Raw genomic sequence first — 26,582 nt, 5'->3', positions numbered from 1 at the left:
GCGCCTGGGTGAGAAGGCCGGCCCCTCCCGGGCCGAATGATCGCGCTGCCGGCCTGGAAAGACAGCCCCATGAACCCGACCGTCGAACCGTCAGCCATCGTCCCTGTCTTCGATGGCCATAACGACACGTTGCTGCATCTAGCCTCCAGCAAGGCAAAATCGGCCGAGGTGATGTTCGGTAAGGGCGACGGTGCCGGGCATATCGATCTGCCCCGGGCGCGCGCCGGCGGTTTTGCCGGCGGTTTCTTCGCAATGTTCCCGCCTCCCCAGGCCTCGACGACCAATATGGACGAGGAGATGAAGGGCGCGAGCTATGATCTGCCGCTGCCGCCCTTGCTGCCTTGGGAGAAGGCACAGGCCTCGACCGTCGGCATGCTGTCGATCATGTTGCGACTGGAACGGGCCTTTCCCGACGATGTCGCCATCTGCCGAAGCGCCGCCGAGATCCGTGCCGCCATGGCGGCCGGCAAGATCGCGGCCGTCCTGCATATCGAGGGGGCGGAAGCGATCGATGCCGATTTCGCCAGCCTCGACGTGCTCTTCGCCGCCGGCCTGCGCTCGATCGGGCCGGTCTGGAGCCGCCCCAACATCTTCGCCCATGGCGTGCCTTTCCGCTTCCCGGCCTCGCCGGATACCGGTCCCGGCCTGACCGAGATCGGCCGCGAATTGGTGAGGCAGTGCAACAAGCGCGGCATCATGATTGACCTTTCGCATCTCAACGAAAAGGGCTTCTGGGACGTTGCCGGGTTGAGCACGGCGCCGCTCGTCGCCACCCATTCCAACGTCCACGCTTTGTGCCAGTCCACGCGCAATCTCACCGACAGGCAGCTCGATGCCATCAGGGAGAGCCGCGGTGTCGTCGGCCTCAATTTCGCAACCTGCTTCCTGCGGCCGGACGGCGCCATGCGTGCGGATACCGATCTCGACGTCATGGTGCGCCATCTCGATTACCTGGTCGAGCGTCTGGGCGAGGATGGCGTCGCCTTCGGTTCGGACTTCGACGGCGCGGTGATCCCCGCCGCCATCGGCAGCGTCGCCGGCCTGCCGCGCCTGATCGAGAGGATGCGCGCTGCGGGATATTCGCAGGCCCTGCTGCACAAGATCGGCCATGAGAATTGGTTGTCGCTGCTGGAGCGGACGCAGGGACAGGCCTGAGATTTACAGGATTAGGCGCGAGAATCCTTCTCCCCTTGTGGGAGAAGGAGCCCCGTAGGGGCGGATGAGGGGAGATCCGCGACCTTTTGGGATATGTACTGACACCCCTCATCCGGCGCTACGCGCCACCTTCTCCCGCAAGGGGAGAAGGAAGTTGTGTCTCATTCGTCATGGTTTCGAGGGCATAGGGCAGCATCGAACCTATCGCCTCGGGATCTTTGATGCCAAGGCGGATCCATGCCGGCACAGGTCCGCCATCCCGCATCGCGAGCAGAGCGGACGCTGGCTGGTGCAGACCTCCTGGCCGAAGCGTTTGATCAGCCAGTGCAGTTCGTAGAGGTCGTCGGCATCCCAGCTCGCCGGCATCAGGCGCAGCATGATCTGATGGGCCCTGGTGAAGCTGGCATTGTCGGGCAGCAGGCCGAAGCGTTCGCCGAAACGCCTGATGTGCCGGTCAACCACGAAGACACGCCGCCTGAGCGTCGAGAAATTGAGCACCGCCGCCGCGCATTTGGGGCCGATGCCGTCATGAAGCTGGAGCAGCTCCATCCCGGTTTCGACTGAAAGCGCGGCGAGATGGGAGAGATCGAAGCGTCCCCGCTGCTCGACGATGCGACCGACCGAAGCCACCAGCTGGCTGGCTTTCTTCTCGGGATGGGTAACGTTGGCAAGCTGCGTGAGCACCTCGCGGGGGGCGGCCTGCCCCAGCCTGTCGAGGGGACGGAAATGCTCGCACAGGGCCTGGAAGTCCTTTTCGGAGTCGCGATCATAGGTCTCCGAGCTGATCAGTGCCTTGACGAATTGCTCGGGCGGCGTGTGTCGCCGGGCGTGGCGCTGCGGGCCGTAGGCCGCGAGCAGGCGCTCGCGCAGCACGGCAATGGGCTCCTCTCGGCCGAAATCGAGCCCGAGCTGGATCTGCTCCCGGATGGCAGGCATGCCCAATTCCTCAATGGAAATCCCGGCTCTTGAACAGGCTGAGTTCAAGCTGAGCTGGCGGCGGCGGTGGTGAAGCGCCATCCGACATGTCGCGCAGGCGCGCGAGTTCGGCGGAGAGGTCGAGCACCTCCTCGGCGATGACATGCACCACGTCGCTGGCACGCTGCAGCCGGCCGCGTATGGCGACGAAACGGGCATTCATCACCGCGCGGCGATTCCTTTCGAAGGTTCGCGACCACACGATGATGTTGGCGATGCCGGTCTCGTCCTCGATGGTCATGAAGACGACGCCGCTGGCCGTCCCGGGGCGCTGGCGCGTCACCACCAGGCCGGCGACGGTGACGAGGCTGTCCTGCTTGAACTTACCCTCGCGATGCGCCTCGTTGGTGATGGCGCCGAGATGCTGCAATTGCGGGCGCAGGAAGGAACAGGGGTGGGCCTTGAGCGACAGGCCCGTCGACTGATAGTCCTCCAGCACATGCTCGCTCTGCGACATCACGGGCAGGGCGACGGCGGGCTCGGGGAACAGGGCATCGTCGAAATCGGCGGCCAGCAGCGGCATGTCCCGGCTCGTCCTGGTAGCGCCGATGCCGATGGTCTCGAAGCGACGCACCGCCCAGAGCGCCTCGCGCCTGTCCAGGCCGAGAGAACGGAAGGCATCGGCCTCCGCCAGTTTCTGCATCGCCGCCAATGGCAGGCCGCTTGCCGTGCCGAAGCGCTCCAGGCTGGAAAAGCCGTTGCCGCGCCGGCCGGCCATTGCCGTGATCTCGTCTTTCTTCAGCCCGGAGACCAGCCGCATGCCCAGACGCACGGCAAAGCGGTGTTTGGTGGGGTCGCCGGCCGGTTCCAGCGTGCAGTCCCATTCGCTGTAATTGACGTCGACGGGCCGGATCTCGACGCCGTGATTTTCGGCATCCCGCACCAGCTGCGCCGGCTGGTAGAAGCCCATGGGCTGGCTGTTGAGGATGGCCGCGCAGAAGACGTCGGGATAGTGGCATTTGATATAGGCGGAGACATAGACCAGCACGGCAAAGCTGGCGGCATGGCTTTCGGGAAAACCATATTCGCCGAAGCCCTCGATCTGGCTGAAGCAGCGCTCGGCGAAGGCCTGTTCATAGCCGCGGCGCACCATGCCGCCGATGAACATCTCCTTGTAGTTGCCGATCGTGCCGGTGTGCCGGAAGGTCGCCATGGCGCGTCTCAGGCCATCGGCCTCGTCCGGCGTGAAGCCGGCGGCCTTGATGGCGATCTCCATGGCCTGTTCCTGGAAGAGGGGAACGCCGAGCGTGCGGCCCAGCACGTCCTCAAGCTCGTCCTTTTTCCCGAACTCGGGAGAAGGTGAGGGAAAGATGACGGGTTCGAGACCATCTCGCCGCCTGAGATAGGGGTGTACCATACCCCCCTGGATCGGGCCGGGGCGGACGATCGCGACCTCAATGACGAGGTGATAAAATTTCCGGGGTTTCAGGCGCGGCAGCATCGACATCTGCGCCCGGCTCTCGACCTGAAACACGCCGACGGAATCGGCTTTGCACAGCATGTCGTAGGTGGCCTCATCGTCGCGGGGCAGGGCCGCGATCGCGCCGAGGCGCCGGTCGTAATGACGTTCGAGCAGGTCAAGCCCGCGCCGGATGCAGCTCAGCATGCCGAGCGCCAGAACATCGACCTTCATCATTCCCAATTCGTCGATGTCGTCCTTGTCCCATTCGACGAAGGTACGGTCCGCCATTGTGGCGTGGCAGACGGGCACGGTGTCATCAAGCCTCTCGCGCGTGAGCACGAAGCCGCCGACATGCTGCGACAGATGGCGGGGAAAGCCGGTGAGGGCGGCGGTGAAATGCAGCGCCTGGCGGATCACCGGATTGTCGGGATCGAGGCCCGCCTGGCGCACCCGACTGGGTGTCCAGGTCTGCATGCCCATGCCCCAGACCGTCTTCGACAGCGCCGCCGTCACGTCCGGCGTCAGGCCTAATACCTTGCCGACTTCGCCCACCGCCCGCCTGGAACGGTAATGAATGACGGTCGAGCAGATTGCCGCACGATGACGTTTGTAGCGATCATAAATGTACTGGATGACTTCCTCGCGCCGTTCATGCTCGAAATCGACGTCGATATCCGGTGGCTCGCCGCGGTTTTCAGAGATGAAACGCGAAAACAACAGTTCCGTTTCTTCAGGATTAACCTCGGTGATGCCCAGGCAATAGCAAACGGCGCTGTTCGCGGCCGAACCGCGTCCTTGGCAGAGGACTTTGAGGGTATTGCGGGCATGATCGACGATGTCATGCACGGTCAGAAAATAGGGCGCGAATTCGAGCTTGGCGATCAGGGCAAGCTCCGCGCGAACGGCGTTGACGACTTTCTCCGGTATTCTATTCGAGAAGCGTTTTCTGGCGCCAGCCCAGGCCAGGTCTTCCAGGTGCTGCTGCGCAGTCTTGCCAAGGGGAATAGGTTCGTTCGGGTATTCGTAACGCAGCTTTCGCAAGTCGAACTTACAAGCCTCGACGATTTCGAGCGTGCGTGCCAGGGCATCGGGATGATCCGCGAAGAGAACGGCCATCTCGGAGGACGGCTTGATATGGCGCTCTTCGTTGACCTCGAGCCGCAAGCCGGCTTCGGCCAAGGTGCATTTCTCGCGGATGCAGGTGAGGATGTCGGCAAGCGGCCGCTGGGCCGGCACGTGGTAGAGCACGTCGTTGACGGCGACCATCGGGGCGCCGATCCTCTCGCCCAGCTCGGCGATCAGGCCGAGGCGGCGGGGCTCGTCGCCTTTGAGGCGGTGGCTGCCGGCGAGATAGATGGAGCCTGGCGCGGCCTCGGCCAGTCTGGTTGCCCGTGCGACGAAGAGGGGATCGAGCGTGTCGGGCGGCAACACGATCAGCTTCTGCCCCTCGCAGGCGGCGAGAATGGCTTCGAAGCCGAACTGGCACTCGCCTTTCGCGCGCACCATGCGCTTGTTGTTGTCGCTGAGCAGGCGGCAGAGCCGGCCATAGGCCTCGCGGTCGGTGGGATAGGCGATGGCCTCGAAACCATCCACGGTGACGAGGCGCACGCCGGGCAGATAGCGCAGGGACGGATATTTCCTGGCTTCGCGCAGGGCCCTGACCACGCCGGCGAAGGAGTTGCGGTCGGCGACGCCGATGCCGGCCAGGCCGAGCCTGTGGGCCTGCCGCACCATGTCCTGCGGGAAGGAGGCGCCGCGCAGGAAGGAGAAATTGGTGGTGACGGCCAATTCGGCATAGGCAGGTGGGGCAGGGGCCGGCAAATCCGCAGGAAGCGCCTGGTCTTTCGCCCTGCCGGGAATGACGGCATGGCCGCTATAGGCCTCTCTTTCATACCTCATGCCAGCAGCCCTCGCAGGGACCAGTTCTGCCGGCCGTCATGGCAGAGCCAGAAGCGCTGGCCGTTCTGTGTCTCGGCGACGTAATAGTCCTGACGGGTCGGCGCGGGCAGCAGGACAGCGCGCTCACGCGTGGCTTCCCCATCCTCGAAGCGGTTGCGCTTCTGGCTCTTAGGGCTTTCGCTGTCGGGGAGGGCAGGCGATTCCTCCCCCATCTTGCCCCAGCCATATTCCTCCTTGCCCGGCTTGTCGGGCAGGGCCGGGGGAGCCGCTTCCCACCAGGGACCGGCGATGCGCTCCGGCCCCTGCAGTGCGGTGATGCGATGGGACGAGCCACGCCAACGGACATGGTCGGGCAGGCCTTCCGGGCTGGTCGCAAGAATCTGCAGGGGCTCGGGCTGGTCGAGGAACAGAGGCGGCCGCTGATGCGAGCCATCGGCCGCCGGCCAAGTTGGCTCGGGATCGGCGGCATCGCGTGCCTCCTCGGCAAAGGCCGGATCGTGCCGGGCGACGGGATGGAGCCGCTGTACGCTGCCGGGGCCGAGGCGCTGGCGGAGGGCGTCGATCAACTCGGCCCGGCGTTCGGCGGCATCGGCCGGCGGCGCATCCCGGCGTCCTTCCTTGAGGGACAGGCGGCTCTGACGCTGGCCGAATTTCTCGGTGACGGTGGCGGTCAGGCTGATGGTCTCGAAGCCGAAGCCGGCATCGATGGTCTCGCCCAGCCGTTCCAGGTCGAGCTCCACCAGCCTGGCGATATGGGCCGGATCGCGCGTGGCGGCGGCAAGGCCGATATGGATGGTGCGCACCTCGCCATCGACCCGGAACAGGCGCAACTGCAAGGCGCGTGCTGCCACCCCGCCCGCGACGAGGGCCGGAACCAGGTCCTGCATCAGGCGGGCGGCGACATGCACCACGGCCGCCTGGCTCACCACCGGCTCGAGGAGCTGGCGGCTGCGATGATAGAGCGGCGGCGGCTCGATCAAGGCGAGGGCTTCCTCACGCCGCCCCATGGCCTGGTCGAGGCGCTTGAGCAGGATCGCATCGAAACGCGCGGCGAAGGGGGCGCGCGGCTTGCCAATGAGATCGCCGATGCGGGTGAAGCCGAGGCGGCGCAGGGTCTGGACCGTTGCCTCGCCAAGGCGCAGGGCCGCCAAGGGCAGATCGGCAAGAACCGGGCCGGGATCGCCGTCCTCGGCGATGACAGTGCCGTTCTGGGCATGGAAGCGGGAGAGTGCCCAGGCCGCGCCGGGTGTGTCGGCCAGCGCCACGCGCGCGCCGAGGCGAAGATGGCGCAGGCGCTTGACGATGTCGGCGAGCAGGGCCTGTTCGCCGCCCGCCAGATGGCTAGCGCCGGTGACGTCGAGGAACAGGCCGTCGGCCCCGTCAGCTTCGCGATAAAGAGCCACGGAGGGTGTATAGCGCATCGCCCATAGGCCGAGCCGGTGCAGGGCCCTGGCATCGGCCTCCGGCATGGCCGGGCGGGTCTGCAGCCCCGGCACCTTGGCTCTCGCATCGGCGACCAGCCCGCCCGCGGCAAGGCCCTCGATCTCGGCCGGCTTGCTGGCGGCGGCAATGCGCGGGCCTCCGGCGGCATCGACCGTCAGGACGAAGGGGTAATGAGCATCGATCGTATCAAGCGACCTTGGCGCGTTGCTCTGGGCGACGAGAAAGCGCTGGATCGGCCAGCGTGGCAGATAGATCGAGACGATGCGAGGCATGGTCATACTCCATGAGCCAGGATCCGCTTTGCCCGTTGCGGCTGCGCTCGAGCCGAACGTGCCAGCGCCAGGCGGTGAGAAGGCCGAAACGATCGCGCGGCCCGGCGGCCGCGCCGATGCGCCAGCGGGTGATCGCGGCCAGGGAAGGCGCGGCCAAAGGCGGGCGCAGAAGGAAGAGAGGACAGGGGGCGGAGGCTGCCGCGAGCTGGAGGCGTCGGCTGGTGGCGGCGTCCATGCCGCCGCCCGTCACGGCTGCCACCGCCGCGGCGGCGCCGGAGCGCAGGATTTCCTCCATGGCCCAGGCGGCCTCGGTCTCGTCGCCGGCCGCGGCCATGATGAGCCCGGCGGGGTCGAGGCCGAGGGCGTTGAGGCCGTGGCCGTAGAGCCGCCCGAGGCCGGCCAGGCCGCGCGGCGAGGTCACCAGCCAGACCATGCCCTTGGCCTGGCGCAGGGACAGGCGGGAGGCGAGGAAACCCAGTGCGCAGCCATTGTCGAAAATGGTTTGCGGCGCAATTTCATGCAGGCCGTCCAAGGCGAGGCCGCCACCCGGCAGGCGCGCGTCGATCGCCCCGATGCCAAAAGGCAGCACGCCGGCATCGGCATGCACATGGTCGAGCCGGGGCAGCAGGGCACGCAATTCCGCCAGCTTCTCGGCTCGTTGGCCGGCGAGGACAGAAGGAGGGGGAACGCGTATCGTCATGGCTATGATCCGTTTCGCTCAGACTAGAACAAAACAAGAACATTTCAAGCAGAGTCTTTGATCGCGCTCCATCGGGGCGGGAAAGAGCCCGGCATGGTAAAGGGACTCTTCCATCACGAGATGGCAGAGTCCCCTGATTTCAAAGGCCTTACGAAGCGCGCTTCAATGCGAGGGCAGGGAGCGGGGCTGGCCTTCCTTGTCGTGCACGGCGAAGCGTTCCACCAGGGTGGCGCTGGCCTCGTTGAGGCCGACGACCTCGACCTCGCGCCCGTGGCGGCGCGCCTTGAGGACGATGCGGTCGAGTGCGCCGACCGCCGAGATGTCCCAGAAATGCGCCGCCCCGACGTCGATGACGATCCGCTCGACGGGTTCCTGCACATCGACGGCGTCGCTGAAGGTGCCTGCCGAGGCGAAGAAGATCTGGCCTTCGACCCGGTAGACGCGCTCCTTGCCGTCGGCCGAGAGGGTCGAGCGCACGCGGCTGAGGCGCGAGACCTTGCCGGCGAAGAACACGCCCGACAGGAGCACGCCAACCAGCACGCCCTTGGCGAGGTCGGCCGTTACAACCACGGTGCCGACGGTTGCCAGCATCACCACCGAGGAAGGCACGGGGTTGCTGCGCAATTGCAGGAGCGAGCGCCAGGAGAAGGTGTTGATCGAGACCATGATCATCACCGCCGTCAGGGCGGCGACCGGCACGATGGCGAGCAGATCCTGCAGCGCCACCAGCAGGATCAGGAGAAAGCCACCGGCCACCAGCGAGGACAGGCGGCCGCGCGCACCGGAGGACACGTTGATCACCGACTGGCCGATCATGGCGCAGCCGCCCATGCCGCCGAACAGGGCCGAGGCCATGTTCGCGATACCCTGGCCGGCGCATTCGCGGTTCTTGTTGCTCGGCGTATCCGTCATGTCGTCGACGATCTGCGCAGTGAGCAGGGATTCGAGCAGGCCCACGGCCGCCAGAGTGAGCGCCACCGGTGTCAGGATCCGTAGCGTTTCCAGCGTCAGCGGCACCTCAGGCAGACCGAAGCTCGGCAAAGTGGAGGGAAGCTCGCCCAGATGGGCCACCGTGCGCACGTCCAGCCCGAAACCCCAGGCGATGGCAGTGAGCACGGCGATCGCGACCAGAGGTGCCGGAATGGCTCTGGTGACATAGGGAAACAGATAGATGATGGCGAGGCCGAGGGCGATCAGGCCATAGGTTGCCACCGGTACATGCACGAGCTCGGGCAGCTGGGCCAGGAAGATCAGGATCGCCAGGGCGTTGACGAAGCCCGTCATCACCGATTGGGAGACGAAGCGCATCAGCCGGCCGAGCTTGAGGAAGCCGGCGATGATCTGGAACGCGCCCATCAGGATGGTGGCCGCGAACAGATATTGCAAGCCGTGGTCGCGTACGAGGCCCGTCATCAGCACGGCGGTGGAGGCGGTGGCCGCCGAGATCATGGCGGGGCGCCCGCCGGTGAAGGCGATCACGCAGGCGATCACCACGGAGGCGTAGAGGCCGACCTTGGGGTCGACGCCCGCGATCACCGAAAAGCCGATGGCTTCGGGGATCAGGGCAAGGGCGACGACGATGCCCGAAAGCACGTCGCCACGCGGATTGGAAAACCATTCCCGGGAATAGGCAGACAATTTGTTCATGAGAAAATTCGCAAGGGACATGCGGCCATACCCGCTGAAACGGGTTGGATGATGCTGTCGCGCCATTTGCGTTATCCGGCGGATCGGCGGCCGGAAGAGCCACCCGGAATTTCACCGGGTCCTTCTGAATGGCCTCCTTCTAGCGGCAAGGCGCAGGCCGAGGCAAGGCGAAAGGCAGTGCCGGCCGCATTTTGTTGTGGCCGGCAGCAAATCGAGGGCGGCCGTTTTTGCGCTCAGCGCTCCTCCTTGCGGAAGGGCTTGAGCAGGGCAGCCGGCGCCACCGCGTTGCGCGACATCATCGCCATGGCGACGATGGTGAGCAGGAAGGGCAGCATCAGGAAGATCTGGTAGGGGATATGCCCCAGGCCCACCGCCTGCAGGCGCAGTTGCAGCGCGTCGACGCAGGCAAAGAGCAGGGCGGCACCGGTGGCGCGCAGGGGATCCCAGCGCCCGAACACTACCAGGGCAATGCAGATCCAGCCGCGCCCCGAGATCACGCCGAAGGTGAAGGCGTTGAACTGGGCCATGGTGAGGAAGGCGCCGCCAAGGCCCATCAGAGCACCGCCGAGGATGACGGCCTCGAAGCGGCGTGCGGTGACGCTGATGCCGGCGGAATCGGCGGCACGCGGATTTTCGCCGACCATGCGCAGGCCGAGGCCCCAGGGTGTGCGATAGATCAGGAAGGCGGTCAGGATGACGCCGATCAGCGCGAGATAGACCAGGGCGTATTGCTGGAACAGGATCGGCCCCAGGATCGGTATCTCGGCAAGGCCGGGGATCGGCACAGGCTGGAAGGCGGCGATGGTCGGCGGCGAGGCCTGCTGGCCGAACACCAGGCGATAGAAGAAATAGGCGAGCCCCGAGGCGAACAGGGTGATGCCGATACCCGAGACATGTTGGCTGAGGCCGAGCGCCACCGTCAGCACGGCATGCAGCGCCCCGAGCAGGGCGCCGGTCGCGATGGCGGCGAGGACGCCGAGCCAGGGGCTACCGGTGAAGTAGGCGGCGGTGAAGCCGGTCATGGCCGAGAGCAACATGATGCCCTCGATGCCGAGATTGAGCACGCCGGCGCGTTCGGAGATCAACTCGCCGAGCGTGGCGAAGATCAGCGGCGTGGCGATGCGCAAGGTTGCCGCGAAGAAGCCGACCTGGAAGATCTGTTCGAGGACCAGATTCATGCTGCGGCCCCCTGATAACGCAGGCGATAGGAGGTGAACAGGAGCGCGACCAGCATGGTCAGCAGCGAGGTACCCTGGATGACGTCGGCCAGGAAGACCGGCACGCCGGTGGCGCGCGACATCGCTTCAGCGCCGGTCATCGCCGCCGCGAAGAACAAGGCCGCCGGCACCACGCCGAGCGGATTGAGGCGTGCCAGCATGGCGATCACGATGCCGCTATAGCCATAGCCCGGCGACAGGTCCCCCATCACCTGGAAATGCACGCCGCCGACCTCGCCGACGCCGGCAAGGCCCGCCAGCCCGCCCGAAAGCAAGGCGGTGGCGACCAGGATGGCATTGACCTTGATGCCGCCATAGGCGGCCGCCTCGGCATTCTCGCCGGTGACGCGGATGGCAAAGCCCAGCGTGGTGCGCGTGATCAGGAACCAGACGGCCGGCGCCGCGATTAGGGCCGCCAGCACGCCCAGATGCAGCCGCGTGCCCTCGAAGAACACCGGGAAATTGGCGCTGTCCTCGATCGGGGGCGAGATCGGGTAGCCAGAGAGCGAATCCTTCCAGGGCCCTTCGATCAAAGCAAGCACACCGAGCAGGATCACCGAATTGAGGAGAAGCGAGGAGACGACGTCGTCGACCTTGAGCTTCACCCTGAGGAGGGCCGGGACCAGCGCGGCGATGCCGCCGGCCAGCGCGCCGGCGAGCGCCATGGCGACATAGGCGAGGGGGCTGGGCATCGGAAAGCTGCCGACGAAGCAGCTCGCCACCGCGCCGGCCATCAACTGGCCCTCGGCACCGATGTTCCAGAACTTGGCGCGGAAAGCGACGGCGACGGCGAGGCCGGTGAAGATCATCGGTGCGGCCTTCACCAGCGTTTCGGTGAAGGCGTAGAAATCGCCGAAGGCGCCTTTCAGCATCAGGCCATAGGCCTCGAAGACATTGGCGCCCGCGAGCACGATCAGGCCGCTGCACAGGACGAGCGCAATCGCGATCGCCAGCACGGGCAGAGCGAGATTCAGCCAGACGGGCGTGGATTGGCGGGGTTCCAGCCTGAGCATCAGTGGGCTCCCGTCATCAACAGGCCGAGTTTTTCGATCGTGGCTTCGCCGGCGGGCAGGATGCCGGCGACCCGCCCCTCATAGAGCACGGCGATGCGGTCGGAGAGGGTGAGCAATTCTTCCAGGTCTTCGCTGATCACGATCAGGCCGCGGCGGCGGGCACGCAGATCGAGAAAGCGTTCATGCACGAAGCGGGCGGCGCCGACGTCGAGGCCGCGCGTGGGCTGGGCCACGATCAGCACCTTCGGATCGAAGGCGAGTTCTCGCGCCAGCAGGGCCTTCTGCATGTTGCCGCCGGACAGCGAGCCGGCCCGCGCCATTGGCCCGGGGCAGCGTATGTCGAAGGCCCGGATCTGTTCCTCGGCGAAGGCCTGGATGGCGCCAGGCTTGAGCAGGCCGCGCGCCGAGAAGGCGGCGGTGCCGACGCGCGGCAGCACCATCGAGTCGGCAAGCGGCAGGGCGGTGACCATGCCCTGGGTCATGCGGTCCTCGGGGATGCGGCCGAGCCCCATCTCCTGCACGCGGCGCGGGCCATAGGGTACGACCTTGGCGCCGGCGATCTTCAGTGTGCCGGCCGAGGGAGCGAGCATGCCGGCGATCACATCCGCCAGGGCGCGCTGGCCATTGCCGGTCACGCCGGCGATGCCGAGGATCTCGCCCTCGCGCACGGAAAGCGAGACGCCGGCAAGCCGCATGCCGCCATGCCGGTCGGTCGAGACATCATCGAGCGACAGGACGACGGCGCCGGGCTCGGAGGCGGGACGTTGCGGCGGCACGATTTCCTGGCCGCACATCAGCCGCGCCATCTCGGACGAGGAAGTCCTGGCGGGTTCGGCGATCGAGCCGACGACGCGGCCATGGCGCAGCACCACGCAGCGATCGGTGATGGCGCGCACCTCGGTGAGCTTGTGCGAGATGAAGATGATGCCGAGGCCCTCGGCCGTCATCGCCCGCAGCGCCTTGAACAGCCCTTCCGCTTCCTCGGGAGCGAGGACGGCGGTGGGTTCGTCGAGGATGAGGAGTCTGGCGCCGCGAAACAGGGCCTTGATCACTTCCAGGCGCTGCTGCTCGCCGACGGCGAGCGAGGAGACCGGCCTGTCGGGATCGAGGCGGAGATTGAACTTGGCGGCAATCTCGCCGAGGCGGGCGAGGGCGCCCACCCGGTCGAGCCGCCCGCCGCGTCCCGGCAGGCCGACCAGCAGGTTTTCGAGTACGCTCAGGCGGGGCGCGAGATGGAAGTGCTGATGCACCATGCCGATGCCGGCGCTGAGCGCGTCGGCGGAATTCTGGATGCGCCGTGCCTGCCCGTCGATCAGGATCTCGCCCTCATCCGCCGCATAGGCGCCGAATAGGATGTTCATCAGCGTGGTCTTGCCGGCCCCGTTCTCGCCGAGCAGGCCGACGATCTCGCCGGGGCGCACCAGGAGATCGACGTCGGCATTGGCCTGGACGGCGCCGAAGCGCTTGGAGATGCCGCGCATCTCGACGAGGGGAGGGGAAGGGGGCATGGGCAAAGATCGGCCTGGATCTACCCTCCCCTGGAGGGGGAGGGTCGGACGAAGTCCGGGGTGGGGTGATGGCCGGCAATAATTTTCTTCCAAACCATCAATGTCGACACCGTCGTTGAGGGGCGCTGGCCACCCCACCCCGACGCTGCGCGTCGACCCTCCCCCTCCAGGGGAGGGTAAATTATACTCAGTCCGAGACGGGGGTGTTCTCGTCGACGTCGACGCGGAAGGTGCCGGCGAGGATTTCCGCCTTCTTTTTCTCCACCAGTTCCTTCACCTCGGCCGGCAGCAGCTTGTCGAACTTGTGATAGGGCGCGAGCGAGGAGCCGCCCTTGGCCATGCGCGAGAAGTCGCCGTAATCCTGGGCGGTGAATACCCCGGCGCGCACCATCTTGATGGCCTGCTGCACGGTCGGGTACATGTCCCAGACCGGGCCGGTGATTACGGTGTCCGGTCCCTGGTCTGACTGGTCGGACATGTTGGAGATCGCGTAGATCTTCTTTTCCTTGGCCGCGTCGATCACGCCGAAGCGTTCGGCATAGATGACGTCGACGCCGCCGTCGATCTGGGCGATCGCAGCTTCCTTGGCCTTGGGCGGATCGAAGAAGGAGCCGATGAAGGTGATCTTCTTCTTCACCTGCGGATTGGCTTCCTTGGCGCCGGCGAAGAAGGCGTTCACCAGGCGGTTGACCTCGGGAATGCCCATGGCGGCTACGGCGCCGACGGTGTTGGACTTGGTCATCTTGCCGGCGATCAGGCCCGACAGATAGGCCGGTTCGTGGATCCAGTTGTCGAACACGCCGAAATTGGGCTCGGCCGGGCCGGCGCCGGAACCGAACAGGAAGGCGGTCTTGGGGAATTGCTTGGCGGTGCGGCGGGACTCGCGCTCGGCAGCGAAGGCATCGCCCATCACCAGCTCATAGCCGCCCTGGGCATATTCGCGCATGACGCGGCCGAAATCGGCTGCCTGGACCTTCTCGGAAAACTTGTAGTCGATGTCGAGTTCCTTGGCCGCCTTGGTGAGGGCGAGGTGAATCTGCTTGTCCCAGGGTTCCTCGATCGGCGTAGCGAAGATCGCGGCGACCTTGAGCTTCTTGTCGGAGGCGGCGAGAGCCGGCAGTGGCAGGCCGGCCGCGACCAGGCCGGCGGCGCCGAGCCCGATGAAATGGCGGCGCGACAGGCCTGATTCCCCCTGAAGCGGGCTGCGATCTCTACGCGACATGTCATTCCCCTCTCTTGTCGGATCAAGTTTGTAACGGTTCGAAATACGGGATGGAACGTTTGGATTGCCAAGCACTTGGCGGCTCTTGCCAGAGCAATGTGCCCTTTGGCGTGACGCCTGTCCAGATGGTCAAATCTGAATTGGGGGGCTGGTCTTCAGACCAGCCTTGACCCTTTCGGCCAGTGTCGTGCTTTCGGGCCGGTCTGAAGACCAGCCCCCATTCACCCCGCGTCCTTGGGTGCATAGCTCGCCGGATCGAGGCTGGCAGGGCGGCCCGGTAGGTCGAGCGTGCTGCGCCGGGCCGGGGTCTGCGCAATCACCTTTCCGCGGCGCACGACGGCGAGGCGGGTCGGGCGCATGCGCACTGCTTCGATCGTATCGGCCGCCTGCAGGATGACGAAATCGGCATGGCAGCCCTTGGCGAGGCCATAATCTTCCAGCCCCATCACCGCGGCGGGCACCGACGTCACCGCCTCGAAGGCCCAGCGTATCGCCTCGCGGCTGGTCATCGGCGCGGCATGCACGGCCATATGGGCGACATCCAGCATGTCAGCGCCACCAAGCCCGTACCAGGGATCCATCACGCAATCCTGGCCGAGCGCCACGGGGATGCCGAGCGCGCGCATCTCGGGAATGCGCATCAGGCCGCGACGCTTGGGATAGGTGTCGTGGCGGCCCTGCAGGGTGATGTTGATCAGCGGGTTGGCGATCGCGAAGATGCCCGCCTCCAGGATCAGCGGCAGCAGCTTTGAGACGTAGTAGGAATCCATCGAGTGCATGGAGGTGAGATGCGAGCCGGCAGCTCGCCGGCCCAGGCCGAGGCGATGAGCCTCCGCCGCCAGCGTCTCGATATGACGCGAATGCGGATCGTCGCTCTCGTCGCAATGCAGGTCGATCATCAGGCCGCGCTTGGCGGCGATGGCGCACAGGGCCTTCACCGAGGCGGTGCCGTCCTCCATCGTGCGCTCGAAATGAGGAATGCCGCCGACCACGTCGACGCCCATGTCGAGCGCCCGCTCGAGATTCCTGGCGGCGGTGGGCGAACGGTAATAGCCGTCCTGCGGGAAGGCGACGAGCTGCAGGTCGAGATAGGGCTTCACCCTGGCCTTGACCTCGAGCAGGGCTTCCACCGCGAGCAGGCGGTCGTCGCAGATGTCGACATGGCTGCGCACGGCGAGCAAGCCCTGACTGACGGCAAGATCGCAATAGCGTAGCGCCCGTTCGATCACCGCCTCATGGGTCAGCATGGGCTTGAGCTCGCCCCAGAGCGCAATGCCCTCCAGCAGCGTGCCCGACTGGTTGAGTCGGGGAAGGCCGAGCGACAAGGTGGCGTCCATGTGGAAGTGGCAGTCGACGAAAGGTGGCGCCACCAGATGGCCGCCGGCGTCGATGCGCTGGGCCGCCTCGGCCGCGATGCCCGGCTCGATGGCGGTGATGCGTCCGCCCGTTACAGCGATGTCCTGGCCGGTGCGTCCGTCGGGCAGGGTGGCGTTGGTGACGATGAGGTCAAGCGACATCGGGGCGGTTCCGTTAAAAGTCATTCAGGAAGGAAGGGCAATTGTCATCATGGGCGGTTTGACGGATTCGGCCAATGGCGCAAGTCGTCTTGCCTCAATGCGGTTCACTCAAAGAGGAAGCTCTCCGATTTGTCATAGCCGGGCTTGACCCGGCTATCCAGGAGCCACCTGCGCAATGGGGCAAGGGCTGGATTGCCGGGTCGAGCCCGGCAATGACAAGGGGCGCGCAAACTCGAAGATGGTAGAATGAACCATATTGCGCCTTGCCCTCATCCCGCCGGCCTGAACGGCTTGGCCAGCGAGGCTGGGAAATGCAGGGCCAGCATCTGGCGATTGCGCGAGATCAAGACCAGCACCACGATGGTGGCGAGATAGGGCAGGGCCGACAACAGCTCGGACGGCAGGGCAAGGCCGAGCGCCTGGCCCTGCAATTGCAGGATGGTCATGCCGCCGAACAGCCAGGCGCCGAGCAGCACGCGCAGCGGCCGCCAGGTGGCGAAGACCACCAAAGCCAGCGAGATCCAGCCCTTGCCGGATGTCATGTTCTCGACCCAGAGCGGCGTGTAGGCCACGGAGAGATAGGCACCGGCAAGGCCTGCCATCAAGCCGCCGAACAGCACGGCCATGTAGCGGATGCGCACGACCGGATAGCCGATGGCATGCGAGGTCTCCGGCGACTCGCCCATGGTGCGCAGGACCAGGCCGGCCTTGGTGCGATAGAGGAACCAGCTGATCGCCGCGAACAGCACGAAGGCGAAATAGACCATTGCGTCGAAGCGGAAAAACATCGGCCCGGCCATCGGAAGCTGCGAGAGCACGGGGATGTCGAGCGGCTTCAGGGCCTCGATCGGGGCGCTGCCGAAATTGCGCCCGACAAAGGCGGAGACGCCGGAGCCGAAAATGGCGAGTGCCAGGCCGGCGGCATATTGGTTGGTGAGGAAGGTGAGGGCGAGCACGCCGAATAGCAGCGAGGCCGCCGCGCCCGCCAGCGCGCCGATCAGGATGGCGACGGGCATGGGCAAACCAGCCATCACCGCCCAGAAGGCGAAGGCGGCGCCCATCAGCATCATGCCCTCGATGCCCAGATTGAGGACGCCGGATTTCTCCACCACCAATTCGCCGAGTGCGGCATAGATCAGCGGCGTGGCGGCGATGATGGTGCCGGTGAAGATCGCGATGAACAGATCCATCAGGCATGCTCCCGCACGGGGCTGAACCGGTAGAAGATGAAGAAATCCGCAGCCAGCAGGAAGAACAGCAGGATGCCCTGGAAGATGCGGGTGAGCGAGGAGGACAGGCCGATGGTGAGCTGCACGCTTTCGCCGCCGAGGAAGAGAAGCGACATCAACAACCCGCCGAGCACGATGCCGAAGGCGTTGAGCCGGCCGATGAAGGCGACGATGATCGCCGCAAAGCCATAGCCGGGCGAGATCTGCGGGGACAATTGCCCGAGCGGCCCGGACAGCTCGGCCATGCCGGAAATGCCCGCCGCCGCGCCGCCAGCGAGCAGGCCGGTCCATACCGCTGCGGATTCGCGGAAGCCGGCATAGCGGGCGGCAAGCGGAGCCGCGCCGCTCACCGACATCTTGTAGCCGAGGAAGCTGCGATCGGTGAACAGCCACATCGCGATCACGCCGATCACGGTGAGGATCACAGAGGTGTTGAGGCGATAGGCATCGTCGAAGACCGGAAACATCGCGGCAGGCGGCAACAGGGCCGTTTGCGGATAATTGAAGCCGGCGGGATCGCGCCAGGGACCATGCACCAGCCAGGACAGCAGCAGGCCGGCGATATAGGTGAGCATCAAGGTGACCAGGATCTCGTTGGTGTTCATCCGCGCCCTGAGAAAGGCGGGAATCGCGGCCCAGGCCATGCCGGCCAATGCGCCCGCCAGGATCATCAGCGGCAGCAGCAGCCGGCTTTCCGGATCGGGATAGAACAGGCCGACGCCGCAGGCGGCGATCGCCCCGATGATGAGTTGGCCTTCTGCGCCGATGTTCCAGACATTGGCGCGGAAGCCGACGGCGAGGCCGCAGGCGATCAGGATCAGGGGCGAGGCCTTCAAGAGCCATTCCGAGACGCCGTTCATCGAGTTCAACGGCGCGATGAAGAAGGCGTGCAGGGTCTGGAGCGGATCCTGGCCCAAAGCTGCGAACAGGACGGAGCCGACCAGCAAAGTGAGCAAGGCCGCGACCAAGGGCGCGGCGAGGCGCATGGCGGCGGATGGTTCGGGTCTTTGTTCAATCTTGAAGCGCAACGGAACTGCTCCCGCTCAAGCAAAGCGCGTTCATGGCTGAACGCTCGTTTGCTTTAACTCTTTGTTTCGACGCGTCTTTGCGATTCTTGGTGACACCGTCTACTCGCAAAACGCTTTAGTCTGGCTCTGGCCGCCGATGCGGGTCATGAGCAGGCCGACCTCCTCGCGGTTGGTTTCCGCCCGGACGAGGGGCGGCGAGACCCGTCCCTGGCAGATCACCAGCAGCCGGTCGCAGATCTCGAAAAGTTCGTCGAGTTCCTCGGAAATCACCAGCACGGCGGCACCGGCGCGGCTGAGATCGATCAGCGTCTGGTGGATGAAGGCGGCTGCGCCGACATCGACCCCCCAGGTCGGCTGGGAAACCAGGAACAGCTTCGGGGCGAGTGCGATTTCCCGCCCGACGATGAATTTCTGCAAATTGCCGCCCGACAGGCTGCGTGCGCTGGCGCGCGGGCCGTTCGCCTTGACCTTGAATGTCTCGATGACGCTGCCGGCAAAGCCCATCGCCCGCTTGCGGTCGACAAGGCCATGGCGCACCAGCTCCTTGCCATGGGCCGTCAGCACGGCGTTCTCCCATAGGGCGTGCGGCGGCACGGCACCACGGCCAAGCCTTTCCTCCGGCACGAAGGCGAAACCGCGCCGGCGCCTGGCGGCGGCGTCGAGCCGGCCGACCGGCTGCCCGCCGAAATGGATGGCCTCGTGATCGGCGACAGGCCGCTCGCCGCTGAGGGCGGCGATCAGCTCGGCCTGGCCATTGCCCGAGACGCCGGCCAGGCCGACGATCTCGCCGCCATGCACCTCGAAGCCGACGTCATGCAGGGCGACGCTACCCTTGCCGGATGGCACCGACAGGTCGCGCACCCTGAGGATCGGTTCGCCGCTGCGCGTCGAGGGCGTGACTTTCATCTCGGGCAGGGCCGAGCCGACCATCAGCCGAGCCAGCTCCACCGAGGTGCTCTGCTTGGGCTTGGCGGTACCGGTCACCCGGCCGTTGCGCAGTACGGTGGCGGAGTCGCAAAGCGCCTGCACCTCGTCGAGCTTGTGACTGATATAGAGGATGCTGCAGCCCTCCGCGGCGAGCTGGCGCAGTGTCTCGAACAGTTTCACCACCGCCTGCGGCGTGAGCACCGAGGTCGGCTCGTCCAGGATCAGGAGCTTGGGCGTGCGCAGGAGGCAGCGCACGATTTCGACACGCTGGCGTTCGCCGACCGAGAGGTCGTGCACCCGGCGCCAGGGATCGATCGGCATGCCGTAGCGTTCCGACAGCGCCGTGATCTGCCCGGCAAGCTCGTCCAGCCGGAAAGGGCCGGGAGCGCTGAGGGCTATGTTCTCGACGACGGTGACGGACTCGAACAGGGCGAAATGCTGGTAGACCATCTCGATGCCGAGGGCGCGCGAGCTTGCCGGGTCATGCACCTCGATCAGCCTGCCGTCGCAAAGGATCTCGCCGGAATCGGCCTGGGCCGCACCGTAGATGATCTTCATCAGCGTCGATTTGCCGGCACCGTTCTCGCCCAGCACCGCATGGATTTCGCCGGGCAGGATCGAGAGGCAGATGCCGTCATTGGCGACGACACCGGGATAGCTCTTGGTGATATCGCGCAGTTCGAGACGCGGGGTCATGGCCGGTCCTGCATTGGGAATGGAAACTGTGGGGATACGGGAAGGAACAGAAGCTGGATCTACCCGCGCTCCCCCAAAGAGGCGCGACTAGCCTTCTCCACGAAGTGGGGAAGGTGCCCAAACGAAGTTTGGGCGGATGGGGTGTAGCGGGCAGTGCACCGCACATAACGAGATGGCATCACGGTCGAGCAGCCCAGGAACGGTTGTCACACTGCCCGCCACACCCCTCCCGACCCGACTTTGTCGGGCCACCCTCCCCAGCTGCGCTGGAGAGGGCAAATCGCGCCCTTATCGGCCCGGCCGAGCGGGGTGCATTCTGTCTCGGAGGGATCGGATTCTCTCCTCACCCGAGCTTGCCGATCATGCCCTTGACGAACCAGTTCATGCCGCGAATCTCGGCATCCGTGGCCACCGCACCGGCCGCGACCTTGACATTGCCTGCCTGGTCCTTGAGCTCGCCGGCATAGGGGTGGAGCTTGCCCGAGCCGATATCGGCCTCCAGCTGCTTGAGCTTGGTAACCACGTCGGAGGGAATAGCCTCGTTGTAGGGCGCCATCTTGACCACGCCGCCGGCCAGGCCGTCCCAGCGGGCCTCGGGCTTCCAATTGCCTTCCGCCACGCCCTTGGCCGCGCGCACGTAGTCGCTCGACCAGTCCATCGTGAAAGCGGTGAGCTGCTTGCCGGAGCCGAACTTGGCCATGTCGCTGGCATAGCCGATCGACCAGGCGCCGCCTTCGCCGGCGACCTGCACGCCGGTCGCCGTATCGGTCATCGAGCAGATCACGTCGCAGCCCTGCGACAGCAGGGTCTTGGCCGCTTCCTTCTCCTTGCCGGGATCGAACCAGGAATTGAGGAAGATCGCATTGCAGGTGATTTCAGGCTTCACGCTCTGGGCGCCGAGCAGCAAGGCATTGGCGGGGCCGACGATGTCGGGGATCGGGAAGCCGCCGATGAAGCCGATCTTGCCGGATTTGCTCATATGGGCGCCGGCGGCGCCGGCGACGAAGGTGCCCTCGTAATATTTGGCTTCGAAGGTGCCGAGATTGGCCAGGTGCACGATGCCCGAGCAATGCTCGAAGGCGATCTTGGGGAAGCGCGGCGCCACCTTCTGCAGCGGCGTGCCATGCGAAAAGCTGGTGCCGAAGATCAGCTTGTTGCCCGAGGAGGCGAGTTCACGGAAGACGCGTTCGGCGTCCTGCGGCATGAAGATGTTGTCGATGACGGTGATCACGACCTTGTCGCCGAATTCCTTCTTGATCGCTTCCACGCCGAGGCTGTGCTGCTTGGTCCAGCCGATATCGGCGATGGGCGAGACGTAGACGACACCGATCTTGAGCGGCTCATCCGCATGAGCGCGGCTCGCAAAGCTCCCGGTTCCCAGGGCAGCGCCGGCCATGCCGGAATATTGCAGGAATTTGCGCCTCGTCAGGTCGATCATGATGGCAGTCCTCTGTTGGCTCGGTGATTGCCCGGCTTGTCGCCGAGTCTGTATGGAAGTGTCTATTTCGAAGTGTGGCTGTGGCGATGTTTTGCCGCCTCACCATTGCTTTTCTGGGCAGTTTCGCGCCGGGTTCGCAAAGCTTCGCCGGCTTTCGGTTCCAGATAGGGCTCCAGGGCTTCGCGGGGTGATAGCTCCGGGAAGACCTGGCGATCCATGATGTAGCCGCGCACCACGCTGCGGTGATGGGTATCGATCAGCTCCATCGCCTGTTTGAGGCGGCCCTTTTCGAGCAGGTCGATCACCCGCGAATGGTCGTCGATCAGGTTGCAATAGTCGAAATCGGCGGTGACCAGCGAGCGCAGCAGCGTGGTCCGGCGAACGAGCTGGGCATGGATGTCCTGCATCACCTTGTTGCGGCTGAGGCGGACGAAGATCGTGTGGAACTCCTGGCCGAGAACGTCCGCCAGGGCATCGTTGCCGGCCGCGATGGCCTGGCGCTGGCGTTCGACGTGCTGGCGCAATTCGGCCCAGCCAGCCGGGCCTAACCGGTCGCTGAGCTGGGCTGCCACGCCCTGTTCGACCAGGGTCAGCGCGTCATAGATTTCGAGCGCTTCCTGCATGCCGGGACGGGCGACGAAGGCGCCGCGATTGCGCTCAATCTGGGCGAGGCCGTCATCGGCGAGCCGGATCAGGGCCTGGCGCACCACGATGCGGCTGACGTCGAAGATCTCGGCGAGCTCCCGTTCGCCGAGCTTGCAGCCGGGCACCAGCCGGTGCTCGATGATGGCTCGGGTCAGGATGTCGGCGATCGCCTGCGAGCGGCTGCTCATGCCCATTATCTCCCGCACCGGCAGCACGGCGTGTCCAAACTGCCTGCACCATATCGGTATTCAATCCTCTCGCCCTGTCAATCAAGAATCCTTCTTTGTCGTGCAATTTTTAATTGATTGATATCCAATCCTGTGGTTCCAATGCCCGTAACGGAGCTAGGTTCATGGGGAAGAGCTAGCCGAGGGGAGGGTGCGATGAGTCAGGCAACCCTTTGTAGCGACCGAGTCCTTGTGAACGACTGGCATGTGATTGCCGACCTCGCCAACCTGGCACCCGACAGATCCTTCCAGACCCGCCTGCTGGGCGTGGCGCTGGATATCCGCTCCGACGACGGTGCCGTTTGGCGGGTTGTCCGAGAGGACGATAGCGCCCCGGTTACGGTGGCCTGCCGCTACGGTTTTCTGTGGGCCTGTCTCGGCGTGCCGGAACGCGACATCCCGTTCGTGCCGGAAGCCGGGGAGGGAGATCGCTATCTGGTGACCGGCGGCTCCATCGCCGTCCGTGCCTCCGGACTGCGGGCTGTCGAGAACTTCCTCGATCTGGGCCATCTGCCCTTCGTGCATGCGGGTACCCTGGGTGAAGAGCCGCATACCGAAGTGGCGCCCTACAATGTGCGCGTTACCGAGGCTGACGAAATCCTGGCGACCGAATGCAGGTTCTTCCAGCCCTTCGCCTCGCCGTCCGCGCAGGGCGGCTTTATGGTCGACTATGTCTACAAGGTGCTGCGGCCCTATACGGTGGCGCTCTACAAGAGCAATTCCGTGCACAAGCATCGCTCGGACGTGATCGTGCTGTTCGTCCAGCCGGTGGACGAGGAGAATTGCGTCGCCCATCCCCTGCTCTGCTATGTGAAGGACGGCACCGGCGAGGCCGCCATCCGCGGCTTCATGCAGTTGATCTTCGCCCAGGACAAGCCGATCCTGGAGAACCAGCTGCCCAAGCGCCTGCCGCTCGATCCGCGCGCCGAGACGCCGATCCGGGCCGACGCCGTCTCCGTCCATTACCGGCGCTGGCTCAGGGACCATGCGGTCTCCTACGGTGCCATTCCGGCGCGGCTTTGAAGCCTTGCGCCCACCTGATTCAAGAGGAAGATCAATGACGCAGACACGATGCAAGGATCCGGTGACCCTCAATCTTTGGCACCCGCTTGCGGCAATTGTCGAAATACCCGCCGGCAGGGTGGCGGAGACCGTGCTGCTGGAAGAGAGGCTCTGCTATGCCGTCGACGAACAGGGTAACGCCGCGGCCTGGCGGGCCCGGCCCGGACTTCGTCACGGTGACAGTGTCGACATCGCGAGCCTGGAGGACACCCTTCCGGTCAAAACAGCCTATGGCTATGTCTGGACCTCGCTCGGCACGCCGCCCGCGGAGCTTTTTCCCATCCCGGAATTCGCCGAGCCCGATCGCCGCCGCCTCAATGCCGCCAGCATCGGCGTCAATGTCTCGGCACCGCGCGCCATCGAAAACTTCCTCGATATGGGCCACTTCCCCTATGTCCACACCGACATTCTCGGCGCCGAGCCGCATACCGAAGTGAAGGAATATGACGTCGAGATCTCGGTCGAGCGCGATGAGATCCTGGCGACGCGCTGCCGCTTCTTCCAGCCTATGGCCTCGACCGTCTCGACCGGCGGGGCCGATGTCGACTATGTCTACCGCGTGCCCCATCCCTTCTGCTCGGTGCTCTACAAATCGAGCCCGGCCGACGAGAACCGGCGTGACGTCATCGCCGTCTTCCTGCAGCCGGTCGACCAGGAGCATGTCCGCGCCCATATGATGCTGTGCGTCCTCGACGAGGAGAACGAGGACAAGGTGATCAAGCGCTTCCAGCAGACCATCTTCGGGCAGGACAAGCCGATCCTCGAAAACCAGTTCCCCAAGCGCCTGCCGCTCGATCCCAGGGCCGAAACGCCGATCCGCGCCGACAAGTCGGCGATCGCCTATCGCCGCTGGCTCAGCCAGAAGGGCGTGACCTATGGCGTCATCCCGGCTGCGACCTGACGATACTGAATTCCGGAGACAACCATGCTCGAGACCGCCAAGACCCGCTGGCATCCCATTGCCGCGTCTCACGACCTGCCGTTCCGCCACGTCTTCCATGGCCAGTTGCTCGGCCGCGAATTCGCCGTCTGGCGCGCCGATGACGGCTACGTCAACATTTGGGAGAACCGCTGCCTGCATCGCGGCGTGCGCCTGTCGATCGGCATCAATGACGGGCGCGAGCTCAAATGCCAGTATCACGGCTGGCGCTATTCCAACCGCACCGCAGGCTGCACCTATATCCCGGCCCATCCGGCCGACGCCCCGGCACGCACCATCACCAACCGCACCTTTTCCTCAGTGGAACGCTACGGCCTGATCTGGTCGGCCGAGGAACCGCTCGGTGAGGTGCCGGAGATTGCAGGTCTTTCGGAAGGCAACCTCCTCGCCCTGCGCGGCATCCCGGTGAATGCCCCGCCAGAATTCGTGGCGGAAGGGCTGAAGGCCTATCGCTTCCAGCCGAGCGATGCCTTGGCCGGCACATCGGCCGAGACGGTAGCTGAGGCCGCCGATGGGTTGAGCGTGGCCTTGCGCGCCAAGGAGGGCGAGCATTTGACCCTGGCGGTCTTCTTCGTGCAGCCGGTCGATTCCAACCGCTCCGTCATCCGGGGCGTGCTCGATGCCGTATCGGAAGGGCCCGCCCGGCTGGCGGTGCTGCGCCATCACAACGAGCTTCTCTCCAAACTGCGCGACAGGCTGGAGCGCGAGGCGGCCGCCCGGCCGGCGCCGGCGCCTTTGGAAGCGGTAATCGCGCGTGTCTCCCCCGAGCTTGCCGAGATGCCCGAACTCGCCGCCCATGGGCGCAAGGCCACCATTCGCGTCGAGGTGGCACGGAAATGGCAGGCGGCCGATGGCATTGCCGGTTTCGAGTTGCGTCCGGTGAAGGGCCTGCTACCGACCTTCCAGCCTGGCGCCCATATCGACGTGCACCTGCCCAACGGCCTGATCCGCCAATATTCCATCACCAACGGCCCCGGCGAGGCCGACCGCTATGTCATCGGCGTCAAGCTGGAGCGCGAGTCCAAGGGCGGCTCGGCCTGCCTGCATGACAGCGTGCGGGAAGGGGACGTGCTGGCGATTTCCGATCCGCGCAACAATTTCCCCCTGCGCCGGGATGCCTTGAAGACCCTCTTCATCGCCGGCGGCATCGGCGTGACCCCGATGCTGGCCATGGCCCAGGCGCTGCATCACCAGGGGCTGGCGCATGAGTTCCATTATTTCGCACAGAACGAGGCACAGCTTGCCTTCCGCGATCGGCTGGAGCTGTTGAAGGCAACGCTGGTGCCGCATCTCGGGCTCGGCCCGGAAGCGACGGCGGCCAAGCTGCGCGAAATCCTCGGGGCCTATGATGGCGACACGCATCTCTATCTCTGCGGCCCGGGACCGATGCTGGAGGCGGCCCGCGCCATCGCCGCAGAGCTCGGCTGGCCGGAAGAGGCGGTGCATTTCGAGTATTTCAAGAACACCAAGGAGATCGACGATAGTTCCAGCTTCGAGATCGCTTTGGCGCGCTCGAACATGACGCTGACAGTGCCGGCCGGGCGCACCATTCTCGAAGTCATGCGCGAGGCCGGTATCGATATGCCATCCTCCTGCGAGCAGGGAGCCTGCGGCACCTGCCTATGCTCGGTGATCGAGGGGGAACCCGATCACCAGGACGTCTATCTCACCGAGGCCGAGAAGAAGTCGGGCACCAAGATCATGACCTGCGTCTCGCGTGCCAAGTCGGCCCGCCTCATTCTCGATCTGTAGGACTAAAGCCGTGATCAAACTCTACGACTACGAACTCTCGGGCAATTGCTACAAGCTGCGCCTGCTGATGGGCATCCTGGGCATCCCCTATGAAACCGTGCCGGTCGATTTCTATCCCGGCCGCGAGCACAAGTCGGACTGGTTCCTCAGGATCAATCCGCTCGGCCAATTGCCGGTGATCGACGATGACGGGCTGGTGCTGCGCGACGCCCAGGCCATCCTGGTCTATCTCGCTACCCAATATGATGCTGGGGGCAGCTGGTATCCGCGCGATAATCCGGCCTTGCTCGGCGAGATCAGCCAGTGGCTGGCCTTCGCCGACGGCATCACCGCCACGGCTTCGGCGGCGCGGCTGCATGATGGCCTGTTCTACGAGCTCGACGTCGAGGCGGCGCGGGCCGGCGCCCACCGCCTGTTCCGCATCCTTGACGAGCATTTGTGGTTCGGCGAGCAGGAAAAGCGCGACTGGCTGTGCAGCGCGCCCCAGCCGACCATCGCCGACATTGCCTGCTTTCCCTATGTGATGCTGTCGGAGGAGGGCGGCATTCCCCGCCAGGACTATCCGGCGATCCGCCGCTGGGCCGACAGGGTCAAGCGCATCCAGGGCTTTTCGGTGATGTCCGGTGTCTTCCCCGCCGGTCCGGCGAAAGCGGCGTGACCGGCACGCC

The 26,582-nt window shown here is 65.4% G+C and carries 20 protein-coding genes and 1 other annotated feature; of the genes, 5 read left to right on the top strand and 15 right to left on the bottom strand.

Going from position 1 to position 26,582, the window contains the following annotated elements:
* Positions 1-69 precede the first annotated feature (69 nt).
* Positions 70-1,155 carry a dipeptidase gene (locus ABXS05_RS11410; RefSeq protein ID WP_367623996.1) on the top strand — a complete coding sequence of 362 codons (1,086 nt, stop codon included), beginning with the start codon at positions 70-72 and terminating at the stop codon, positions 1,153-1,155.
* Positions 1,156-1,356: 201 nt separating this feature from the next.
* Here ABXS05_RS11410 and ABXS05_RS11405 read toward each other — a convergent pair whose 3' ends face one another.
* The 15 genes from ABXS05_RS11405 to ABXS05_RS11335 all read right to left on the bottom strand — a co-directional run bounded on the left by ABXS05_RS11405 (position 1,357) and on the right by ABXS05_RS11335 (position 22,121).
* Positions 1,357-2,091 carry an endonuclease III domain-containing protein gene (locus ABXS05_RS11405; protein WP_367623995.1) on the bottom strand — a complete coding sequence of 245 codons (735 nt, stop codon included), beginning with the start codon at positions 2,089-2,091 and terminating at the stop codon, positions 1,357-1,359.
* 10 nt (positions 2,092-2,101) lie between these two features.
* Positions 2,102-5,431 carry an error-prone DNA polymerase gene (locus ABXS05_RS11400; protein WP_367623994.1) on the bottom strand — a complete coding sequence of 1,110 codons (3,330 nt, stop codon included), beginning with the start codon at positions 5,429-5,431 and terminating at the stop codon, positions 2,102-2,104.
* Positions 5,428-7,146, bottom strand: a complete 1,719-nt coding sequence (locus tag ABXS05_RS11395; protein ID WP_367623993.1) for a Y-family DNA polymerase — start codon at positions 7,144-7,146, stop codon at positions 5,428-5,430. Before ABXS05_RS11395 ends, ABXS05_RS11400 begins: the two co-directional genes overlap by 4 nt.
* Positions 7,061-7,846: an ImuA family protein gene (locus tag ABXS05_RS11390; protein ID WP_367623992.1), complete on the bottom strand. Its 786-nt coding sequence runs from the start codon at positions 7,844-7,846 to the stop codon at positions 7,061-7,063. The genes ABXS05_RS11395 and ABXS05_RS11390 overlap by 86 nt, the downstream gene beginning before the upstream one ends.
* Before the next feature lie 162 nt (positions 7,847-8,008).
* The gene (locus ABXS05_RS11385) at positions 8,009-9,493 is read right to left on the bottom strand and encodes a SulP family inorganic anion transporter (RefSeq protein ID WP_367623991.1); all 1,485 of its coding nucleotides are present in this window, start codon (positions 9,491-9,493) and stop codon (positions 8,009-8,011) included.
* 69 nt (positions 9,494-9,562) lie between these two features.
* Positions 9,563-9,618: a sequence feature (sul1 is cis-regulatory element that is thought to sense ions involved in sulfur or methionine metabolism; They are found in Alphaproteobacteria), on the bottom strand.
* Positions 9,619-9,726: 108 nt separating this feature from the next.
* Entirely contained in the window at positions 9,727-10,671 is a 945-nt protein-coding gene (locus ABXS05_RS11380; RefSeq protein WP_367623990.1) for an ABC transporter permease, read from the bottom strand.
* A complete protein-coding gene (locus tag ABXS05_RS11375; protein WP_367623989.1) occupies positions 10,668-11,723 on the bottom strand; it encodes an ABC transporter permease in 1,056 nt (351 codons plus the stop codon). The genes ABXS05_RS11380 and ABXS05_RS11375 overlap by 4 nt, the downstream gene beginning before the upstream one ends.
* Positions 11,723-13,231 (bottom strand): ABC transporter ATP-binding protein, encoded by a 1,509-nt coding sequence (locus ABXS05_RS11370; RefSeq protein WP_367623988.1) that lies wholly within the window; start codon positions 13,229-13,231, stop codon positions 11,723-11,725. The genes ABXS05_RS11375 and ABXS05_RS11370 overlap by 1 nt, the downstream gene beginning before the upstream one ends.
* A gap of 187 nt (positions 13,232-13,418) precedes the next feature.
* Complete coding sequence (locus tag ABXS05_RS11365; RefSeq protein WP_367623987.1) at positions 13,419-14,453, bottom strand: BMP family protein; 1,035 nt, start codon at positions 14,451-14,453, stop codon at positions 13,419-13,421.
* Positions 14,454-14,674: 221 nt separating this feature from the next.
* Positions 14,675-15,970 (bottom strand): amidohydrolase family protein, encoded by a 1,296-nt coding sequence (locus ABXS05_RS11360; protein ID WP_367623986.1) that lies wholly within the window; start codon positions 15,968-15,970, stop codon positions 14,675-14,677.
* Positions 15,971-16,239: 269 nt separating this feature from the next.
* On the bottom strand, positions 16,240-17,160 hold the full coding sequence (locus ABXS05_RS11355; RefSeq protein WP_367623985.1) for an ABC transporter permease: 921 nt from the start codon (positions 17,158-17,160) through the stop codon (positions 16,240-16,242).
* A complete protein-coding gene (locus ABXS05_RS11350; protein WP_311933279.1) occupies positions 17,160-18,227 on the bottom strand; it encodes an ABC transporter permease in 1,068 nt (355 codons plus the stop codon). Before ABXS05_RS11350 ends, ABXS05_RS11355 begins: the two co-directional genes overlap by 1 nt.
* Positions 18,228-18,326: 99 nt before the next feature.
* The gene (locus tag ABXS05_RS11345) at positions 18,327-19,850 is read right to left on the bottom strand and encodes an ABC transporter ATP-binding protein (protein ID WP_367623984.1); all 1,524 of its coding nucleotides are present in this window, start codon (positions 19,848-19,850) and stop codon (positions 18,327-18,329) included.
* A gap of 343 nt (positions 19,851-20,193) precedes the next feature.
* On the bottom strand, positions 20,194-21,288 hold the full coding sequence (locus ABXS05_RS11340; protein WP_367623983.1) for a BMP family ABC transporter substrate-binding protein: 1,095 nt from the start codon (positions 21,286-21,288) through the stop codon (positions 20,194-20,196).
* Positions 21,289-21,350: 62 nt separating this feature from the next.
* Positions 21,351-22,121 (bottom strand): GntR family transcriptional regulator, encoded by a 771-nt coding sequence (locus tag ABXS05_RS11335; RefSeq protein ID WP_367623982.1) that lies wholly within the window; start codon positions 22,119-22,121, stop codon positions 21,351-21,353.
* A 195-nt stretch (positions 22,122-22,316) separates the two neighbouring features.
* Here ABXS05_RS11335 and ABXS05_RS11330 point away from each other — a divergent pair, with 195 nt between their 5' ends.
* The 4 genes from ABXS05_RS11330 to ABXS05_RS11315 are packed head-to-tail and all read left to right on the top strand — an operon-like array spanning position 22,317 to position 26,572.
* Positions 22,317-23,183 carry an aromatic ring-hydroxylating dioxygenase subunit alpha gene (locus tag ABXS05_RS11330; RefSeq protein WP_367623981.1) on the top strand — a complete coding sequence of 289 codons (867 nt, stop codon included), beginning with the start codon at positions 22,317-22,319 and terminating at the stop codon, positions 23,181-23,183.
* Between the two features lie 34 nt (positions 23,184-23,217).
* Positions 23,218-24,123 (top strand): aromatic ring-hydroxylating dioxygenase subunit alpha, encoded by a 906-nt coding sequence (locus ABXS05_RS11325; RefSeq protein WP_367623980.1) that lies wholly within the window; start codon positions 23,218-23,220, stop codon positions 24,121-24,123.
* A 24-nt stretch (positions 24,124-24,147) separates the two neighbouring features.
* On the top strand, positions 24,148-25,914 hold the full coding sequence (locus ABXS05_RS11320; protein ID WP_367623979.1) for a Rieske 2Fe-2S domain-containing protein: 1,767 nt from the start codon (positions 24,148-24,150) through the stop codon (positions 25,912-25,914).
* Positions 25,915-25,924: 10 nt separating this feature from the next.
* Positions 25,925-26,572: a glutathione S-transferase family protein gene (locus tag ABXS05_RS11315; protein WP_367623978.1), complete on the top strand. Its 648-nt coding sequence runs from the start codon at positions 25,925-25,927 to the stop codon at positions 26,570-26,572.
* Positions 26,573-26,582: the final 10 nt, after the last annotated feature.

Origin of the sequence: Labrys neptuniae (assembly GCF_040797145.1) — a bacterium.
In the GTDB taxonomy this organism is placed as follows: domain Bacteria; phylum Pseudomonadota; class Alphaproteobacteria; order Rhizobiales; family Labraceae; genus Labrys; species Labrys neptuniae.
Note: the sequence above shows the minus strand (reverse complement) of the source record. Positions and strands in the feature narration are given on the sequence as shown.

Coding starts and splice junctions, on each gene's coding strand:
- ABXS05_RS11410 (WP_367623996.1), top strand. CDS start 70: ATGAACCCGACCGTCGAACCGTCAGCCATCGTCCCTGTCTTCGATGGC.
- ABXS05_RS11405 (WP_367623995.1), bottom strand. CDS start 2,091: ATGCCTGCCATCCGGGAGCAGATCCAGCTCGGGCTCGATTTCGGCCGA.
- ABXS05_RS11400 (WP_367623994.1), bottom strand. CDS start 5,431: ATGAGGTATGAAAGAGAGGCCTATAGCGGCCATGCCGTCATTCCCGGC.
- ABXS05_RS11395 (WP_367623993.1), bottom strand. CDS start 7,146: ATGCCTCGCATCGTCTCGATCTATCTGCCACGCTGGCCGATCCAGCGC.
- ABXS05_RS11390 (WP_367623992.1), bottom strand. CDS start 7,846: ATGACGATACGCGTTCCCCCTCCTTCTGTCCTCGCCGGCCAACGAGCC.
- ABXS05_RS11385 (WP_367623991.1), bottom strand. CDS start 9,493: ATGAACAAATTGTCTGCCTATTCCCGGGAATGGTTTTCCAATCCGCGT.
- ABXS05_RS11380 (WP_367623990.1), bottom strand. CDS start 10,671: ATGAATCTGGTCCTCGAACAGATCTTCCAGGTCGGCTTCTTCGCGGCA.
- ABXS05_RS11375 (WP_367623989.1), bottom strand. CDS start 11,723: ATGCTCAGGCTGGAACCCCGCCAATCCACGCCCGTCTGGCTGAATCTC.
- ABXS05_RS11370 (WP_367623988.1), bottom strand. CDS start 13,231: ATGCCCCCTTCCCCTCCCCTCGTCGAGATGCGCGGCATCTCCAAGCGC.
- ABXS05_RS11365 (WP_367623987.1), bottom strand. CDS start 14,453: ATGTCGCGTAGAGATCGCAGCCCGCTTCAGGGGGAATCAGGCCTGTCG.
- ABXS05_RS11360 (WP_367623986.1), bottom strand. CDS start 15,970: ATGTCGCTTGACCTCATCGTCACCAACGCCACCCTGCCCGACGGACGC.
- ABXS05_RS11355 (WP_367623985.1), bottom strand. CDS start 17,160: ATGGATCTGTTCATCGCGATCTTCACCGGCACCATCATCGCCGCCACG.
- ABXS05_RS11345 (WP_367623984.1), bottom strand. CDS start 19,850: ATGACCCCGCGTCTCGAACTGCGCGATATCACCAAGAGCTATCCCGGT.
- ABXS05_RS11340 (WP_367623983.1), bottom strand. CDS start 21,288: ATGATCGACCTGACGAGGCGCAAATTCCTGCAATATTCCGGCATGGCC.
- ABXS05_RS11335 (WP_367623982.1), bottom strand. CDS start 22,121: ATGAGCAGCCGCTCGCAGGCGATCGCCGACATCCTGACCCGAGCCATC.
- ABXS05_RS11330 (WP_367623981.1), top strand. CDS start 22,317: ATGAGTCAGGCAACCCTTTGTAGCGACCGAGTCCTTGTGAACGACTGG.
- ABXS05_RS11325 (WP_367623980.1), top strand. CDS start 23,218: ATGACGCAGACACGATGCAAGGATCCGGTGACCCTCAATCTTTGGCAC.
- ABXS05_RS11320 (WP_367623979.1), top strand. CDS start 24,148: ATGCTCGAGACCGCCAAGACCCGCTGGCATCCCATTGCCGCGTCTCAC.